Origin of the sequence: Bacillus rugosus (assembly GCF_023238245.1) — a bacterium.
GTDB classification, from domain to species: domain Bacteria; phylum Bacillota; class Bacilli; order Bacillales; family Bacillaceae; genus Bacillus; species Bacillus rugosus.
The window spans coordinates 3250769-3267662 of sequence record NZ_CP096590.1 but is presented as its reverse complement, the minus strand read 5'-3'; the positions used below and the strand labels follow the sequence as shown (position 1 = coordinate 3267662).

The 16894-nt window shown below is 44.5% G+C and carries 19 protein-coding genes; 9 read left to right on the top strand and 10 right to left on the bottom strand.

The window, feature by feature from the left end; genetic code table 11:
• The first annotated feature begins 27 nt into the window (after positions 1-27).
• Positions 28-1416, top strand: a complete 1389-nt coding sequence (gene fumC, locus M0696_RS16645) for a class II fumarate hydratase (RefSeq protein ID WP_014115108.1) — start codon at positions 28-30, stop codon at positions 1414-1416.
• Between the two features lie 39 nt (positions 1417-1455).
• Here the strand turns inward: fumC and M0696_RS16640 are convergent, their stop codons facing one another.
• The gene (locus M0696_RS16640) at positions 1456-2331 is read right to left on the bottom strand and encodes a TetR/AcrR family transcriptional regulator (RefSeq protein WP_166848574.1); all 876 of its coding nucleotides are present in this window, start codon (positions 2329-2331) and stop codon (positions 1456-1458) included.
• 168 nt (positions 2332-2499) lie between these two features.
• Between M0696_RS16640 and spxO the strand changes: the two genes are divergently transcribed.
• A complete protein-coding gene (spxO, locus tag M0696_RS16635) occupies positions 2500-2664 on the top strand; it encodes an anti-adapter protein SpxO (RefSeq protein ID WP_003221681.1) in 165 nt (54 codons plus the stop codon).
• A gap of 27 nt (positions 2665-2691) precedes the next feature.
• Here spxO and cssS read toward each other — a convergent pair whose 3' ends face one another.
• On the bottom strand, positions 2692-4047 hold the full coding sequence (gene cssS / locus M0696_RS16630; RefSeq protein ID WP_166848577.1) for a two-component system sensor histidine kinase CssS: 1356 nt from the start codon (positions 4045-4047) through the stop codon (positions 2692-2694).
• Positions 4044-4721 (bottom strand): two-component system response regulator CssR, encoded by a 678-nt coding sequence (gene cssR, locus M0696_RS16625; protein WP_166848580.1) that lies wholly within the window; start codon positions 4719-4721, stop codon positions 4044-4046. The genes cssS and cssR overlap by 4 nt, the downstream gene beginning before the upstream one ends.
• 277 nt (positions 4722-4998) lie before the next feature.
• Between cssR and M0696_RS16620 the strand changes: the two genes are divergently transcribed.
• A complete protein-coding gene (locus M0696_RS16620) occupies positions 4999-6372 on the top strand; it encodes a S1C family serine protease (RefSeq protein ID WP_222141998.1) in 1374 nt (457 codons plus the stop codon).
• Between the two features lie 42 nt (positions 6373-6414).
• Here the strand turns inward: M0696_RS16620 and mrgA are convergent, their stop codons facing one another.
• Both mrgA and M0696_RS16610 read right to left on the bottom strand, forming a co-directional pair.
• On the bottom strand, positions 6415-6876 hold the full coding sequence (gene mrgA / locus M0696_RS16615; RefSeq protein WP_166848603.1) for a metalloregulation DNA-binding stress protein MgrA: 462 nt from the start codon (positions 6874-6876) through the stop codon (positions 6415-6417).
• Positions 6877-6952: 76 nt separating this feature from the next.
• A complete protein-coding gene (locus tag M0696_RS16610; RefSeq protein WP_248602182.1) occupies positions 6953-7807 on the bottom strand; it encodes an oxidoreductase in 855 nt (284 codons plus the stop codon).
• Between the two features lie 133 nt (positions 7808-7940).
• On the opposite strand from M0696_RS16610, the gene M0696_RS16605 reads away from it, so the two are divergent.
• The 4 genes from M0696_RS16605 (at position 7941) to M0696_RS16590 (ending at position 11797) form a co-directional block, all read left to right on the top strand.
• The gene (locus tag M0696_RS16605; protein WP_248602782.1) at positions 7941-9749 is read left to right on the top strand and encodes a M3 family oligoendopeptidase; all 1809 of its coding nucleotides are present in this window, start codon (positions 7941-7943) and stop codon (positions 9747-9749) included.
• A gap of 251 nt (positions 9750-10000) precedes the next feature.
• Positions 10001-10438: a YusW family protein gene (locus tag M0696_RS16600; protein WP_166848605.1), complete on the top strand. Its 438-nt coding sequence runs from the start codon at positions 10001-10003 to the stop codon at positions 10436-10438.
• 216 nt (positions 10439-10654) lie between these two features.
• Complete coding sequence (locus tag M0696_RS16595; protein ID WP_166848608.1) at positions 10655-11482, top strand: ABC transporter ATP-binding protein; 828 nt, start codon at positions 10655-10657, stop codon at positions 11480-11482.
• 69 nt (positions 11483-11551) lie between these two features.
• Entirely contained in the window at positions 11552-11797 is a 246-nt protein-coding gene (locus tag M0696_RS16590; protein WP_166848610.1) for a YusU family protein, read from the top strand.
• 20 nt (positions 11798-11817) lie between these two features.
• On the opposite strand, the gene M0696_RS16585 is transcribed toward M0696_RS16590, so the two are convergent.
• Positions 11818-12705 carry a LysR family transcriptional regulator gene (locus tag M0696_RS16585; RefSeq protein ID WP_222141997.1) on the bottom strand — a complete coding sequence of 296 codons (888 nt, stop codon included), beginning with the start codon at positions 12703-12705 and terminating at the stop codon, positions 11818-11820.
• A 132-nt stretch (positions 12706-12837) separates the two neighbouring features.
• Here M0696_RS16585 and M0696_RS16580 point away from each other — a divergent pair, with 132 nt between their 5' ends.
• Both M0696_RS16580 and M0696_RS16575 read left to right on the top strand, forming a co-directional pair.
• On the top strand, positions 12838-13578 hold the full coding sequence (locus M0696_RS16580; protein WP_248602181.1) for an SDR family NAD(P)-dependent oxidoreductase: 741 nt from the start codon (positions 12838-12840) through the stop codon (positions 13576-13578).
• Between the two features lie 18 nt (positions 13579-13596).
• Positions 13597-13980 carry a tautomerase family protein gene (locus tag M0696_RS16575; RefSeq protein ID WP_248602180.1) on the top strand — a complete coding sequence of 128 codons (384 nt, stop codon included), beginning with the start codon at positions 13597-13599 and terminating at the stop codon, positions 13978-13980.
• A gap of 36 nt (positions 13981-14016) precedes the next feature.
• Here M0696_RS16575 and mdtP read toward each other — a convergent pair whose 3' ends face one another.
• The 4 genes from mdtP to M0696_RS16555 form a co-directional block, all read right to left on the bottom strand.
• Entirely contained in the window at positions 14017-15633 is a 1617-nt protein-coding gene (gene mdtP, locus M0696_RS16570; RefSeq protein ID WP_222141995.1) for a multidrug efflux MFS transporter MdtP, read from the bottom strand.
• Position 15634: 1 nt separating this feature from the next.
• Entirely contained in the window at positions 15635-16105 is a 471-nt protein-coding gene (gene mdtR, locus M0696_RS16565) for a MarR family transcriptional regulator MdtR (protein ID WP_222141994.1), read from the bottom strand.
• Between the two features lie 159 nt (positions 16106-16264).
• A complete protein-coding gene (locus M0696_RS16560) occupies positions 16265-16597 on the bottom strand; it encodes a spore coat protein (protein WP_166848625.1) in 333 nt (110 codons plus the stop codon).
• Positions 16598-16609: 12 nt separating this feature from the next.
• On the bottom strand, positions 16610-16855 hold the full coding sequence (locus M0696_RS16555; protein WP_003222768.1) for a hypothetical protein: 246 nt from the start codon (positions 16853-16855) through the stop codon (positions 16610-16612).
• Between the last annotated feature and the right edge of the window lie 39 nt (positions 16856-16894).

Here is a 16894-nt window from a genome sequence, read left to right as displayed (position 1 = left end):
AAGCAACCGTTATGGAGGGATACATAAATGGAATACAGAATTGAACGAGACACCATGGGAGAAGTAAAAGTTCCTGCTGATAAATTCTGGGGCGCCCAAACACAGCGAAGCAAGGAGAACTTTAAGATCGGTTCTGAAAAAATGCCGATGCGTGTTGTGAAGGCGTTTGCAATATTAAAACGAAGCACAGCTCTTGCTAATAAACGCCTCGGCAATCTGGATGCGGAAAAAGCGGAAGCGATTGCAGCGGTTTGTGATGATGTGCTCAAAGGCAAATACGATGACAACTTCCCGCTTGTCGTATGGCAGACAGGAAGCGGCACACAAAGCAATATGAACATGAACGAAGTGGTAGCCAACCGTGCGACTGCTTTATTAAAAGAAAAGAACTCTGATCAAACGATTCATCCAAATGATGACGTGAACCGCAGCCAAAGCTCAAATGACACATTCCCGACTGCGATGCATGTTGCCGCTGTTTTGGCTGTTTACGAGCAGCTTGTGCCTGCGCTTGACCAGCTTCGCAATACATTGGATGAAAAAGCGAAAGCATACAATGATATTGTCAAAATCGGACGCACGCACCTTCAGGATGCAACGCCTCTGACGCTCGGACAGGAAATCAGCGGATGGGTTTACATGCTGGACCGTTCGAAGGAAATGATTTTGGAAGCAACAGATAAAATGCGTGCGCTTGCAATCGGTGGAACGGCTGTCGGAACGGGAATCAACGCTCATCCAGAGTTTGGAGAGCTTGTCTCAGAAGAGATCACAAAACTGACCGGCCAAACGTTCAGCAGCTCGCCGAATAAATTCCACGCGCTCACAAGCCATGACGAAATCACTTATGCGCATGGTGCCTTAAAAGCGCTTGCGGCTGATCTAATGAAAATCGCAAACGATGTCAGATGGCTTGCAAGCGGACCTCGCTGCGGCATCGGGGAGATCGTCATCCCTGAAAATGAGCCGGGCAGCTCCATTATGCCTGGTAAAGTCAATCCGACACAAAGTGAAGCATTGACAATGATCGCAGCTCAAATCATGGGGAACGATGCGACAATCGGCTTTGCAGCGAGTCAGGGGAACTTTGAACTGAACGTGTTTAAGCCTGTGATCATTTACAACTTCCTGCAATCTGTGCAGCTGCTGAGTGACGGCATGAATTCATTCCATGATAAATGTGCTGTCGGTATTGAGCCAGATAAAGAAACCATTCAGGAAAACCTGTCAAATTCATTAATGCTTGTTACGGCGCTGAACCCGCATATCGGATATGAAAATGCGGCGAAAATCGCCAAGCTCGCCCATAAAGAGGGATTGACGCTGAAAGAAGCGGCTTTGAAGCTTGAATTGCTGACAGAGGAGCAATTTAACGAAATGGTTAAGCCGGAAGATATGGTAAAACCAAAGGCGTAATAGAAAGAAAAAACGGCTGCTTTATAAGCAGCCGTTCTTCTAAATATGTTGCTGTTTTAATAGATATTTAAGCTGCTCCGCATCTTTGGCGAGAGCTTCAGACTCCGTCAGATTATGGATCATTCCTTTTATGATCGCCAGCTTCGGTGTTTTTTTCTTCATTTCTGCTTCAAGTATGTCCAAGCTCTCCGATAATTCAAGAGAGGAGTTTGTGTTTAAGCTGTTAATTTTGTCACGAAGGCTTTTCACAATCGATTCAGTCAGCGGGTCAGGCCGTCCGTGCGTAAGAGGCCCAAATAAAGAGCTTGCCTCTTCCAATGTGATGAAAGGCTTATCGTTTCGTTCAGACATGCCTTTTACCATATCATCAATTCTATTAATAATGATATCAGCTAATTGATCCGGCTTCACAGTGTAGCCAAGCAAAATCATGCATTCCAGGTAAATCTGGCTGATGCCCTCTATTAAAAAACAAAGCTCTGCAGTATACGGTTCCGCTTTTTTTCCGTAAATGTTCAGCAGGCTGTCGATATGAAATTGAAGTGAGGACTGGCGGATTTTTTTGGCGCATTGAGCCACTTCCTCTGTGTAAGGCAGAGAACCTTCCTTCATCTGCATGCCGATAAAATCCTTGTGTTCCAGGATGTTTTCATAGAGCACGGTAAGCTGTTTGCGGTAAGCTGTTCTGGGGCTGTCGCCCTTCGTTTTAATATTTAAAATTCGGGTAAACGTTTTATCATAATAGTAGTTCAGCATAGACAGAAGAAGCGCTTCTTTCGAAGGAAAATAAATATAAAAAGCGCCTTTAGATATTTTGCATTCTTTTGCGATTTCCTGAACTGATGTTGAGTTGTATCCTTTTTGGGCAAATAGTTTTAAGGCTGTTTCAATAATCAGCTTTTCTTTTTCCTTCAATGGTTCCACCCTTTCGGCGCCCGGAGGCCTGAACAGGATATGACCATATAGTCACACCTTCTGTTATAAAATTAACCTTATTGTAACTTGTTTTTTTATCATGTATTATTTATATTATAAATTGAGATGACCGAATGGTCAAAGCTCAAGCGAAAGGGTGAATCTAAAATGAGAGAATTGGACGAAATGATCAGCCGCTTGCGAAACAGAGGAATCAAAGTGGAGAAAGTCAAATATCCGAAGCAGACCTTGTCAGAGAAAAAATGGGTTCATCAATGCAAACAGCCGCTCAAAACAAACTACAGAGATTTTAACGGCTATTCTTTCACATGAAAAATAGACTGCAAAAACATCTACAGTCTATTTTGGCACTGCTATGCGGTATGTTACACCCGTTTTGTCATTTTCAATTGAGATAGACGCCTTATGAAGAGTTAAAATTCGTTTTACGATGCTGAGACCAATGCCGAATTCGCCTTTCTTCCCTTTATTAAAAGGCTCATAGAGGCTGGAAAGCATCTCATCTTCAATATGAGGACCGTCATTTTTAATGGTGATCACGATATTCCGATCATCTTGTTTCATGCTGATTTCTATTTTTGTCTCAGCATAGCGGATTTGATTTTCTAGAATATTCTCGAGGAGTTTGTTCCATTGCTCTGGATCGCCCGGCATCAGAATGTCTTCCTCTACATCAATTTCCCACAATAATTCTTTCCGCGCCCACTTCAGTCTATCGATGACTTCTTCTGTCACTTCCACGATACTGAACATGTCATGCTGCACTTTTTGCTTCGCTAAATAATCCAGCTTCGTTAAATATAGTAAATCCTTTATTTTTTTCTCCAGCTTAAGAGCTTCGCCTTCAATGACATCAACTGTATTTTCAAGATCTCCTTTAGGAAAAATCCCGTCTTTAATCGATTGCGTATAGCCTCTGATGACCATAACCGGCGTTTTTAAATCGTGAGAGATATTTTGCAATAGGGTTCTTTCTGTTTCGTCCTTTTGCACAAGCTTTTGGCGCATCTCTTCGATGGTATGGCCTAATTTGCCGATCTCATCTTTCCGATCCACTTTGACTGGGTCATCCCAATCCTGTTCGGAAATCCGTTTGACGTGCTTTTCAAATGACACGAGAGGTCTTGATAAATACTTCGCAAGCCAAATGGCCGGAATCCAGCTTAATAAAATGACAACAGCTATAATAAACAGAAGCTGTTTGAACAGGGTATAGGCCAGATCGTCGCGATAAGAATCAAGCGCGTAAGAGAGCATCATAGCCGATTGTCCATTGACGGAAAGTCCCTTTTTAATGACAAAAAACACTTTCTCTCCATTGATGTCGGCGCTGTAACGTTTCTTTTTGACCTCCTGTTTATCGGCCAGCTTGTACACCTTATGGATAAACGAAGACGAGAGAATGCGTAAATCCCTGTCTGAAGAAGCATCTTCATTTTCAGGCAGAAGCACGTGCTGTACGGAGCGAACGGTTGTCGGTGCCGTGGCTTCTTCGCTGTAATAGCGCCGTTCAATTGAACCCGGCAGGCGGTACTCCGTCAGAACATGCTGTTCATTTTCAATCGTCGTATACGTTTCATTGGTAAAGAAATCGCGCAGCGTGTTTGAAAATAACAAAAGCAGTAAAAGAGATATCCCTAATAAGATGCCGGATATGACAACCCATATTTGAAACGAGAGAGGCTTGTTTTTCATGATGTCATCATCCTGTAGCCGAACCCGTAAATCGTTTCCACCTTCAATTCAGGCATCTTTTTGCGCAGTCTCCGGACGAGGTCATCAACGACCCGGTCTGTTCCGAAGTAGTCATGCCCCCATACGTTTACCAGAATATCCTCACGTGAGTATGGATGTCCTTTATGATGGATAAATAATAGCAGCAGATCAAATTCCTTCGACGTCAAATTGATGATATTTCCGTTTTCATCATAGACCTCGCGGGCGTCTTCAGCGACTCGATACGAGGAGACGGCGATTTCATTCTTTTGTACAGGCGGAGCTTCCTTATAAACGAGCTGCAGTAGCTTCTGCACACGTATAATCAGCTCCCGCGGCAGAAACGGCTTTGAAATATAGTCATTGCTGCCAAGCTCTAAGCCAAGCACTCTGTCAATATCTGCGTCTCGGGCGGAAATGAAAATGACCGGCACGTCAGGATCTTTCGCTTTAATTTCTTTTATTAATGTATAGCCGTCGGTATCCGGCAGCATGATATCGAGAATCCACAGGTGGGGAGACGGCGTCATTTTCTTTCTGGCGTCTTCACCTTTCGTAAAAGATGTAATGTTCCAGCCCTCATTCTCTAAATACTTCGTCAGCAGTTCATTCAGGTTATCCTCATCTTCAACTAGATAAATGGTGTATGACAAGGCTCTTCACATCCTTTCAACGTCATTATAAACTAGTTTTAACATACGGCAGGCAATTTTCATAATTTCACATATTCTTTTCATTTTTATCCCACAATGTTTGTTTATGATATGTATAAGGGAAGAAAGGAAGAGAAAAAGAGCGAGGAAGATGAAGGATGATCAAACATATTCTATTTTGGTGCTTTGCTTTTCTCCTCATTATTGGGACAATTGAACTTGTACATGCGATTAATATGTAACGATAAATGAAAAACCGTTAAAGGAGTGTAAGAACATGGATTATCGACGTGATGACCAAAACGATAAACATCAATCAGCATCTTCACATATAGAACATCAGAATACAGAAAACAAGCAGACTGAACATCCTGAACAGGAATTGCTTGACGCGCCTGTTTCGTATGAAGCTGGAAGGCAAGAAGCGGCTAGTGCTTTAGAAATGGAAAAGGCAGAAACGGCTGTGAAAAAAGAAAAGAAGCGGAGAGCCGCTTGGCTGAGTCCGATTTTAGGCGGAATTATTGGCGGGGGCCTGATGCTTGGCATCGCGCCTTATCTGCCGTCAGACCAAGATCAGACGACCGAGGCTGTTTCCGCAAATAAACAGGTACAGTCAGATAATTTTACAACGACCCCGATAACTAACGCTTCAAACGTCGCTGATATGGTAGAGGATTTAGAGCCGACGATTGTCGGAATCTCAAATATTCAAACCTCGCAAAATAACACATTCGGCACGGGAGGCGGCTCCAGCTCAGAAAGTGAAAACGGAACCGGGTCAGGCGTTATTTTCAAAAAAGACAGCAATAAAGCGTATATCATTACAAACAACCATGTCGTTGAAGGCGCAAATAAATTGACTGTCACACTATACAACGGAGAAACGGAGACTGCTAAGCTTGTAGGCAGCGATACGATAACTGATTTGGCTGTCCTGGAAATCAGCAGCAAAAACGTCAAAAAAGTGGCGAGCTTCGGTGACTCTTCACAGCTGCGCACGGGCGAAAAGGTCATAGCCATCGGAAATCCGCTCGGACAGCAGTTTTCTGGTACTGTGACACAAGGCATCATCAGCGGACTGAACCGGACGATTGATGTGGATACAACACAAGGTACGGTGGAAATGAACGTGCTCCAAACTGATGCAGCGATCAACCCGGGGAACAGCGGAGGCCCGTTAATTAATGCAAGCGGCCAAGTGATTGGCATCAACAGCTTGAAGGTAAGCGAAAGCGGCGTGGAATCACTTGGATTTGCGATCCCAAGCAATGATGTCGAGCCGATTGTTGACCAGCTGCTGGAAAACGGGAAAGTAGACCGTCCGTTTTTAGGTGTGCAAATGATTGACATGTCACAAGTTCCTGAAACGTATCAGGAAAATACGCTAGGCCTGTTTGGAGATCAATTGGGCAAAGGTGTTTATGTAAAAGAAGTTCAATCAAATTCACCGGCGGCAAAAGCCGGAATCAAATCTGAGGATGTCATTGTCAAACTAAATGGTAAAGACGTGGAAAGCAGCGCAGATATCCGCCAGATCCTTTATAAAGACTTGAAGGTCGGAGATAAAACGACAATTCAAGTGCTGCGGAACGGAAAAACGAAAACGCTAAACGTGACACTGACTAAGCAGACAGAAAGCAGCTCAAGTTAAGCGGTAATCAAAAAGCTGAACCCGAAAAGGGTTCAGCTTTTTTTATCCTAAGTATGCGGAAAGCATCCACACTTGTTTTTCAACTTCATCAATTAATCCGACAAACAAGTCCGCTGTCGCATTATCTTGATTTTCTTCAGCCAGGCCGATCACGAACTTAGATTCACTGCTGATTTGTTTGTAGTCGTTTACCAAAGCTTGTACCATTTCTGATGCGGCTGTTTCATTTCCGCCGTCTGTGATAGATGCATGCTCAGTGTATTCTTTCAATGTGGCAACAGGCTGTCCGCCGATCGCCAGCAGGCGTTCAGCGATGGTATCAACTGTTTCAGCCGCGTGGTCATACAATTCTTCAAATTTCTCATGCAATGTAAAGAAATGCGGCCCTTTTACATACCAATGGAAACGATGGAGCTTAGAGTATAAAAGAAACCAGTTTGATAATTGGGTGTTCATTGAATTCTCAACTAATGTTTGATTTGTTTTTGCGTTTTCAGTTTTCATAAGTTACGTCCTCCTTGTGATCTGTTAATTTAATTATATCACGTATCAAATAAAAATCAATACTAAATTATAATAATTATAATTTAGATGAACCGAATAGTTTTTTCTTCAGGATAGATTCCCACGCAGACCAAGGAAAAATCGATCGGAATAACAGGGTAAGCTTGATGCCTTTTCCGATCGGGTATCGCAATTTCTTTAAGTGCTGCTTTGTTGCCAATTGATAAATGAGGTCGGCAACCTCTTGGGGATCTCCACTTTCATCTGCGTTTTTTTCAACGTAGGAAAGGATCTTTTTATAGTATTGATGATAGGCTGAATCGTCAGCAGGCACCGACATATAATTTGATAATGATGTTGACCAGATCGATGTCTTGTATGAGCCTGGCTCAATCAAAGCGGTTTGGATACCGAACGGAAGCAGTTCCACACGCAGGCTCTCAGAAAAACCCTCCAATGCATGCTTGGAAGATGCATAAGGGGACAGCGCGGGGAATCCGGTCAGGCCGCTGATGCTGCTCACGTTTATAATCTTTGCTTCGCTATGCTTTCTTATGTAAGGCAGAACGGTTTTTGTCACATGGATTACTCCGAAGACATTTGTTTCAAATTGTTGTCTGAAATGTTCCATCGGCACATCCTCGACAAATCCTCCGTAAGCCGTTCCGGCGTTGTTGACGAGAAGATCAATAGGAGCGTAAGCACTAATGGCTTTTCCGAATGAGGCTATCGATTGCCCATCTGTGACGTCGAGAGCGGTAATAAGAATAGAATCAGACACATTGTGTGCTGCAGCCAATTCCCGAAGTTGGTCAGCTTTCTCAGGCTGTCTTGTTGTGGTAATCACGAAAAATGACTTGGCGAGCTTTACGGCTGCCAGTTGGCCAAAGCCTTTTGACGCTCCTGTTACGATCGCGATTTTTTTATTCATCATATACCTCCTATTTAACTGCTACAGCTATTGTACAATCATGAACGGAAAATGACGCCTATAAAAGAAATTTTTATACAATAATTCAGAATTGTTCTATAATAAAACGAAAGAAGGAAAGGGGTTTTGTATGATGGCGCTGCAAGGGGTAGACCAAAGATGGGATCTTGATTCATTTTTTAAGGGCGGGAGCCAATCAGAAGAATTCAAAGGGTATATCGAACAGCTGTCACAAAGTCTGTGTGCATTTCAAGACATGACTGAGGCGTTTCAGGTGCCTGAATCGCCTGAAGATGCGGAAGGACTGATTGCTTTGCTTGATTTATTCGAACAGACATCTGTCAAGCTTCAGCAGGCCGGTGCTTTTGTTGCTTGCCTTCAGGCCCAGAATATCAGTGATCAAAAGGCTACTGAGCATCAGTCACTCATGAATCGGCTTTCTGCAGATTTTCAATCATCCCTCGTCACATTAGATCATAAACTGGTGGCCATTGAACAAGACGTGTGGAATGAATTGTTAACAAACCCGGGATTACGCGATGTATCGTACATATTAAATGAAAGAAGACAGAGGGTTGCCGAAAAGCTTAGCCCGGGTAAAGAAAAACTGATTGGAAACCTTGCGGTGGACGGATATCATGCTTGGAGTGACTTATACAATATGATTGTCGGAAATATGACGATACCGTATGAGGAAAACGGTGTGAATAAGCAATTGTCTGTCGGTCAGGCGGAAAATGTGATGGACCATCAAGACCGCGCTGTCAGAAAAACGATATATGAACGTTTGCATAAAGCTTGGGAAAGCAAGCAGGATATTTTCAGCAGCACGCTCAATCATTTGGCAGGCTTCCGGCTTGAAACCTATAAAGCGCGCGGCTGGGAGAATGTCCTGAAGGAGCCGCTGCAGATCAATAGGATGAAAAAAGAAACACTGGATACGATGTGGCAGGTCATCACTGAAAACAAGCAGCCGTTCGTTCAGTTTTTGAACCGGAAAGCATCCATGCTCGGCCTTGAAAAGCTTAGCTGGTACGATGTTGAGGCCCCAATTGTTTCTGACGGAAAGGTCTATTCATATGATGAAGCCGCAAATGTCATTGTCAGCCAGTTTTCAACGTTTGGCAAAAAGCTGTCCTCTTTCACAGAAAAAGCCTTTCGGGACCGTTGGATTGAAGCGGAAGACAGGAGCGGAAAAAGAGTTGGCGGCTTTTGCACGAGCTTTCCGGACAGCGGAGAATCACGGATTTTCATGACGTTTTCGGGAAGTGCCTCAAATGTCTCCACGCTTGCACATGAGCTCGGACACGCGTTCCATCAGGAAGCGATGCTCAATGTCAGGCCGTTAAACCGGTCTTACGCCATGAACGTTGCGGAAACAGCCTCAACGTTTGCTGAGATGATTGTGGCGGACGCGACTGTCCAGCAGGCGGAGACGAAGGAAGAAAAGCTTGTCCTCCTAGAGGATAAAGTACAAAGAAGCGTTGCATTCTTCATGAATATCCACGCAAGGTTCTTATTCGAAACGCGATTTTACGAAGAAAGAAAGCGGGGAGTCGTCCCGGCCGGCCGTTTGAATGAGCTGATGGAAGAGGCGCAAAAAGAGGCATACTGCAATTCGTTAGGAGAGTACCATCCGCTCTTTTGGGCATCAAAGCTGCACTTCCATATCACGAGGGTGCCGTTTTACAATTTCCCTTATACGTTCGGCTATCTGTTTTCTCTCGGCATTTACGCACTGGCGCTTGAAGAAAAAAACGCGTTCGAAGAGAAGTATATTGCGTTATTGCGCGATACGGCTTCTATGACCGTGGAAGATTTGGCGATGAAGCATTTAGGTGCTGACATCACGAAGCGCGATTTCTGGGAGAATGCCATCAAGCTGGCTGTGCGTGACGCGGAAGCCTTTTTGCAACTGACTGAATCTTTTCAGCGTGATTGAGAAAGCCGAGCATCGGAGCAGGCTTTCACAGGATGTGATGACGGCGGCTTTTAGGCAGGACGCCTGGGGTGTAGCCGCCGTTCCAATCATTATTGAGCACCGACGCACAGCCCTGGCAACGAATGCGAGGAGTTGTCGACACACTGAAGCCGGTGGCGTTATACGCCCCGGCTTTTTCAATTCTTCTCTGAATGAGGATTTCATTCTCTGGATATACCTAAAATAAATGGAATCCTACAGGGGGGAAACATATGCGTTTGATCAGAGCAGCCGGGGCTGTTTGTCTCGCAGTGGTTCTGATTGCTGGCTGCCGTCTCAATGAAGATCAGCAGCAGGCAGAAGGAGAGAATACATCCGTCACCCAGCAGAAGTCCGTTCCTTACAGCAATTTCTCGCTTCGCGTGAGCTACGGGGATGGTGAGCATAATCGTTATGAAAGCATATATACAAAAAACGGGACTCAGGAAACAGCGGAAGTACAGGATAAGCTCTCCGGTGTCAAACAGGAGGGAGAAGAAGCATTAGATGAGATGAAAATGATCCTGAGCGAGCTTTCCGTGACAGACCAAATGGCAGAAACAGAAGTGATCAACAGTGTGCTGGCAGCATTTAATCTGGACAGCCATTATGATCATATCGACTTAAAACTGAAGCTGAAAGACGGATCAGTAAGAGAAATTAAGAAATAACCTGTGATAAAAAACCCATAAACGCCAATTATGTCCAAAAAACTAATTGAAAATGATTTTCAAAGTCATTGTTTTCTGCTACAATGAGGGATATATGACCATATCAAATGGCTGAATATCGAATCACTTGCATTGATGACAATTGACTTTAAACGCATGTATATAGAAAACGTGCAATACATAGTGCTGCTAAAAAGCCAGCAAAAAGGAGCGGTTATGGGTATGAGTGCAATTTCTACAGAAACGCTGAGCTTAGGATACGGGGATGCCGTTATTATTGATGAGTTGAATTTAACAATTCCCAAAGGTGAAATTACCGTATTTATTGGCAGCAACGGCTGCGGAAAATCGACACTTTTACGTTCATTAGCGCGTCTGATGAAGCCGAGAGGCGGTTCAGTCCTGCTGGAAGGAAAAGCGATTGCCAAGCTTCCGACGAAGGAAGTCGCGAAAGAGCTCGCAATCCTGCCACAGGGTCCTTCGGCTCCAGAGGGGCTGACGGTGCATCAACTGGTGAAGCAAGGAAGATATCCTTACCAAAACTGGCTGAAACAGTGGTCAAAAGAGGATGAGGCAGCAGTTGAGAGAGCGCTTAAAGCAACAAAGCTTGAGGACATGGCTGACCGCGCCGTCGATTCTTTGTCAGGCGGACAGCGCCAGCGGGCTTGGATCGCGATGACGCTTGCGCAGGAAACGGATATTATCCTTTTAGACGAGCCAACGACGTATTTAGACATGACGCACCAAATTGAAATTCTTGATTTGCTGTTTGAGCTGAATGAAAAGGAAGAGCGGACGATTGTTATGGTTCTCCATGACTTAAACTTGGCGTGCCGCTATGCGCATCATCTTGTGGCTATAAAGGATAAACGTATTTATGCTGAAGGCCGTCCGGAAGAGGTCATCACTTGTGATCTTGTGCAAAATGTGTTTTCTATGAACTGTCAGGTCACACAGGACCCGCTGTTCGGAACGCCTCTTTGCATCCCTCACGGCAGGGGCAGATGCATTGTCCAGGAAGCGGCTTTCACATCACATGGATAAATAACGCCAGCGAAAGGAGCTTTCACCCTAAGAAAGCTCCTTGCTGTTTTTTCGAAAGGAAGATGGAAAATGGAACAAAAACTTCAGGAGCAGCTGGATGGATTGCTGGAGAAGTATACGGAGCTTCTGCTTGGTGAAACAAACAATGAGCTAAAAGAAGAAGTGAAGCAATGGATTTTGTACACGCATATAGCCAAAAGCATGCCGCCGCTTGCTAAGCATTGGAATGCGACATATCCTGACGCGAAGCAGGGCATTAAAGATATCATTCAGCATATAAAGGAATTAAATGAAACCCATCGAAACAAACAATAGCTAACAAAGCAGTCTGCCAATTATAGCAGACTGCTTTTTTGTGATGCTGCCGTTTTATCGGGCGTAAAGGAATCCATAAAGGTCTGCAGCGCGCTGCTGATAAACGAATCTTTTCGGACAATAAATTCTGTTTTCATCTGTCTGAGAGCTTCAGGCAGCGGGTACAATCGAATCGACCCTTCAGCCTCGTGTTTCTGTACAACCGTTCTCGGCAGCAATGAGATGCCCAGACCTGCTGTAACCCCGCCGATAATCGCTTCAAGTGTCCCAAATTCCATAATGACAGGCTGTGTGACACCGACAGAGTGCAGCCATTTTTCAAGTGTCTCTCGATACGAGCAGCCTGTGCTGTAAACGAGAATCGGCTTTTTGATAGCTTCTTCCGCATCAGAAATGGAGGCAGCCGAAACAACCACTGGCTCTTCCTCAAATGCAGGATAGGATTCGAGCTCAGGATGATTGCATTCGCATCCGATAAACGCGCCATCCAATTCATACCGGAGAACTTTATCTAGGAGGAATTGTGTATGTCCTGTTGTTAAAGACAACTGGACGTTTGGGTGTTCTTCATAATAAGAAGCCAGAAGCTTCGGAAGCCTCACCGCAGCGGTTGTCTGAGTGGAGCCAATCATAAGCGGCCCGCTTGGCTCTATGGTAGATGAGAGCGCTTTAGACGCTTCATCCAGCAGGCCGATAATTTTATTTGCGTAGTCGAGCAGCAGTTTTCCGCTTGCAGAAAGTGTCATGCCCCGATTGTGACGCAAAAACAGAATGGTGCCCAGCTCAGCTTCCAATTGCTGAATTCTGGCCGTGACATTGGATTGCACATAGCCAAGCTGCAGGGCGGCTTTCGTAATGGAGCCTTCACGGGCTACCATTTGAAACACACGTAAATCTCCGCTTTCCATTTTGAATTCCTCCGTTCTTTGCTATCAATTTGACTGATATCAAGTATCTTTAACAATCATTATACGTAACATCAAACCTGGATTACAATGGAATCAGCAAGATATGTTAATCAACAGAGAGGAGTGGCGGCAATGAATGTAATGAACAAAATAGCTCTTGTAACGGGGGGCGGCACAGGAATCGGGAGAGCAGCCAGTATGGAATTGGCAAAACGCGGAGCGATTGTTGTGGTGAATTATTCACGTTCACAATCCGAAGCGGAGGAAACAGTGGAAATGATTCAAAAAGCTGGCGGGCAAGCCATCGCCAGCCGAGCGGATGTATCAAAAAACAGCGAAGTGCAGGACATGGTTCAAAGGATCGTAAAAACACACGGCACGATTGATGTTTTAGTCAACAATGCAAGCATTACACGGCACATTCCAATGGATGATCTTGAAGCTGCGACAGAAGAAATTTGGGATGAGTTATACGCTGTCAATGTGAAAGGAATGTTTTTCTGTGCGCGAGCAGTGGTTCCGTTCATGAAAAAAAGCAAGGTTGGAGCGATCGTAAATGTCGGCAGCATCGCGGGATTAACCGGGGCGGGCTCGTCTATGCCTTACGCAGTATCAAAATCGGCAGTGCATGGTTTAACGAAATCATTGGCCCACGGCTTAGCGCCCGAAATCAGAGTGAGCGGTGTAGCACCGGGAGCTGTCGCAACAAGATGGTGGGCTGGCCGAGAAGAAAAAATGAAAAGCATGATTGGCACTTTGCTGTTACAGCGTATTGCTGAACCGGATGATGTCGCCAAATTGATTTGTTCTCTTATTGAACAGGAATCACTCACAGGCCAAATCATCACAATTGACAGCGGACAGACGCTGTAAAGAGAGGGGGGCGGAGAAATGCCTTTTGTACAAATTCATTTGCGGGCGGGAAGAAGCGAAGCATGGCTCCAAAAACTAAGCAGAACCATTCACCAATCGATGACCGAAGAAATCAATGTGCCGAAAGATGACTATTTTCAAGTCATCAGGCAATATGAAAACAGTGAATTTTATTATGATCCGTCTTATCTGCAGGTCGAGCGTACAGATGAACTGATCTACATTCATTTTACGTTGAAAGATTCAAGAACAACTGAACAGAAAAAAGCGCTTTATCGCTCAATCGCAAGCCGAATTCATTCAGAGCTTGGTGCAAGAAAAGAAGATGTATTTATCATGCTGGCTGGAAACCAGGATGAGGATTGGTCCTTCGGAAATGGAAGGGCTCAGATGATCGAATAAAAAAAGCCCGCGGATTGGCACCCGCGGGGCGTTCTATTAATGGGAAGGTGATTCAACGGCTTGTGCCGCTTTCTCCTTAACTTGTTCTTCCGTTTTCTTGTTTGATAGCTTGATAGGTTTTAAGAACAAGGTAAATACGGCTCCGACTGCGATAAAAATCAGGCCTGTATAAAACACGCTGTGGAGCGAATCCATCAACGATGTTTTTAAAATCGGCATAATATGGGATGAGAAAGCCGCAGGGATTTGTTTGATTGCGTCCGGACTGAACAGTGATTGCAGCAGTCCTTGCGGGTTTGTATCAATCATACCCTTTAGCTGGGCGGCAAATGAGCTTGCCTGTGCCGGAAGTGAGTCTAAGTACGGCACCAGTTTATCTGTTAATAAACTTCCGGATCTCGCATTCATCACGGCTCCCAGCATGGTAATGCCGAATGTTCCTCCGATAGAACGGAAGAATTGGCTGGATGAGGTGACAACCCCAAGCTCCTCCTTCGAAAAGCTTTCCTGTAAAGCGAGTGTCAGAATCGGCATAACCAGACCCATTCCCAGACCAATAATCGCCATATACGATGTAGCGATAAGCTTGCTCGTATCAAGATCCAATGTCGTTAACAACAGGAATCCTCCGGCCATAACCAGCATACCTGTTATGATTTGCGGTTTAATGCCGACTTTGTAAACAAGCTGGCCGCCGATAATGCTTGTAATAATCATAGAGATCATCATCGGTGTCATAATCGTTCCTGATTCAGACGCACTTACACCGACAATTCCCTGCATAAAGAAAGGAACGAACGTAATTGCACCAAACATTCCGATACTCATAAAGAAGCCGATCAGGTTTAAAAATGTAAATGTTCTGTTTTTAAATAGATACATTGGCAGGATAGGCTCTTTTGCTTTTGACTCTACAATAATAAAGCTGATAATGCCGATCAGCGCGAGTGCGAACAAGCCAAGAATCTGCCATGACCCCCACGCATAATCTTTTCCGCCAAAACTTAAGGCGAGAAGGAGGCTGACAACCCCGACAATCATCGTGAAAATACCAGCGATATCGAAGTTGATTGGGCCAGTCTGCTGGCGGCCCTGTAATCCTCTGGCAATAAAAATAACCGCAATAATTCCGACTGGAAGGTTAATATAGAAAACCCATTTCCAGTTTAGCGAGTCTACAATCCAGCCGCCGATTTGCGGGCCAATCACTGAAGCTAGCCCGTAAATTGCGCCAAAGACCCCTTGGAATTTGGCACGCTGTTTTCCTGTGAACAAGTCACCGATGACAATCATCGCCATCGGCATCATAATGCCTCCGCCGATTCCCTGCAGTCCTCGGAAGATAATCAATTCTGTCATATTGTTGGCCATTCCGCACAAAGCAGAAGCTGCCATAAAAATAATCAAACCTGATACATAGACAATGCGGCGTCCCAATAAATCGGCCAGTTTACCGGCAATTGGAACAATGGTTGTAGATGTTAACAAATATGCAGTTGTCAGCCAGGTCATCATGCTCAAACCGCCCAGATCACCGACAATTTTCGGCATGGCCGTTCCTACAATGGTGCCGTCAAGAGCTGAAAAAAACATGGCAATAATTAAGCCTGTTATTAATAACGTTCGTTTTGATTGTTTGCCTTCACTACTCATTTCATCCGTTTCCTTCTTTCATGTTTTGCTTTTCATCAGTTTCCGCTGCAGCCTTTGCGAGCTTTTCTGTAATATGCGCCGCGTGAAGCATTTCTTCCTCCGTCAAGAAGGAAAGGTATCGCGCCATAATGGCTTTTCTGCCCGCCAAAACCTCCTCAAACTTTCTGTCTCCTTCATCAGTAAGACTGATATCAATCACTCGCCTGTCTTTTGTGTTGTGTGTTCTGGCGATGAGATTTTTTTGTTCAAGGCGGTCAGCCATTAACGTCACAGCGCTTGGCTTAACCTCCATACGCTCGGCAATTTCAGATATTTTGAGGCTGCCGTGTTTTTTTAAGCTGGCCAGCACAAACAGCTGCGCTGGGGTGACACCTTGTTTTTCCATGCTTTCTAGCATTTCAGGCTGTATCTTTTGAAAGAGCGCCTGAAGCGATAATTGAATATCGGACATTAACCGATCCGCACTCTTCATATTCATTTCTCCTCTGTTACATACACTGTATTTATATTTTGATGACAAAATAGTTAATGTCTATTAAATATAAATAAGTATTAATGAAAAGTCAACTGATTTTTACACAAAAAAAGGATAGATGCCCGGAAGAACATCGTATCCTTTTTGCTGATGTTGTTATTGCTGATAAGGAGACTGCTGCTGAATGGTCTTCTGGAATTTTTGATAGGATTGCTGCAGCTTTTGGGCATCCTCTGCTTCAACAGAATACCATCCATATTGGAACATGAGGTCATACAGTTTTCTTTGCGCTTTTTGTGACTCATCAAAAATGGATTGAATATCTTGATAAAGAGACTCGTGGCTGAATTCGTGCAAGGCTGTGCAATAAGCGGTTGTCATGTATTTTTCTGTTGTCAGCAATTCATTGACGAAATCTCTGTCATTCATCTCCGAAGTTGTCGGTACAGGTGTCTGCGGGTTGCTGATTTTCTGATTTTGCTGATTCATTCTGGCGCCTCCTTATTGGATGTAGCCGGACTGCTGTTGGCCTGGCTGCAGGTGCTTTAATATTCTTTGATAGTGATCATGATGCATGTGTCCGACGCGGTCGAGTTCTTGTTTTAATGATTGATCCTGGCACTGCTGCGCCATGAAATGCGCTTTTTTCATTGCGAGCAAATTCCAGTTCAGCATGTCATTCAGATACAAATGATCCTTTGTCGAAATAACGGAAGGCGGCATTTGGGATTGCTGCTGATTGTCCATTGTGATCCTCCTTTGAATTCTGTTCATTTTATAGTTTCC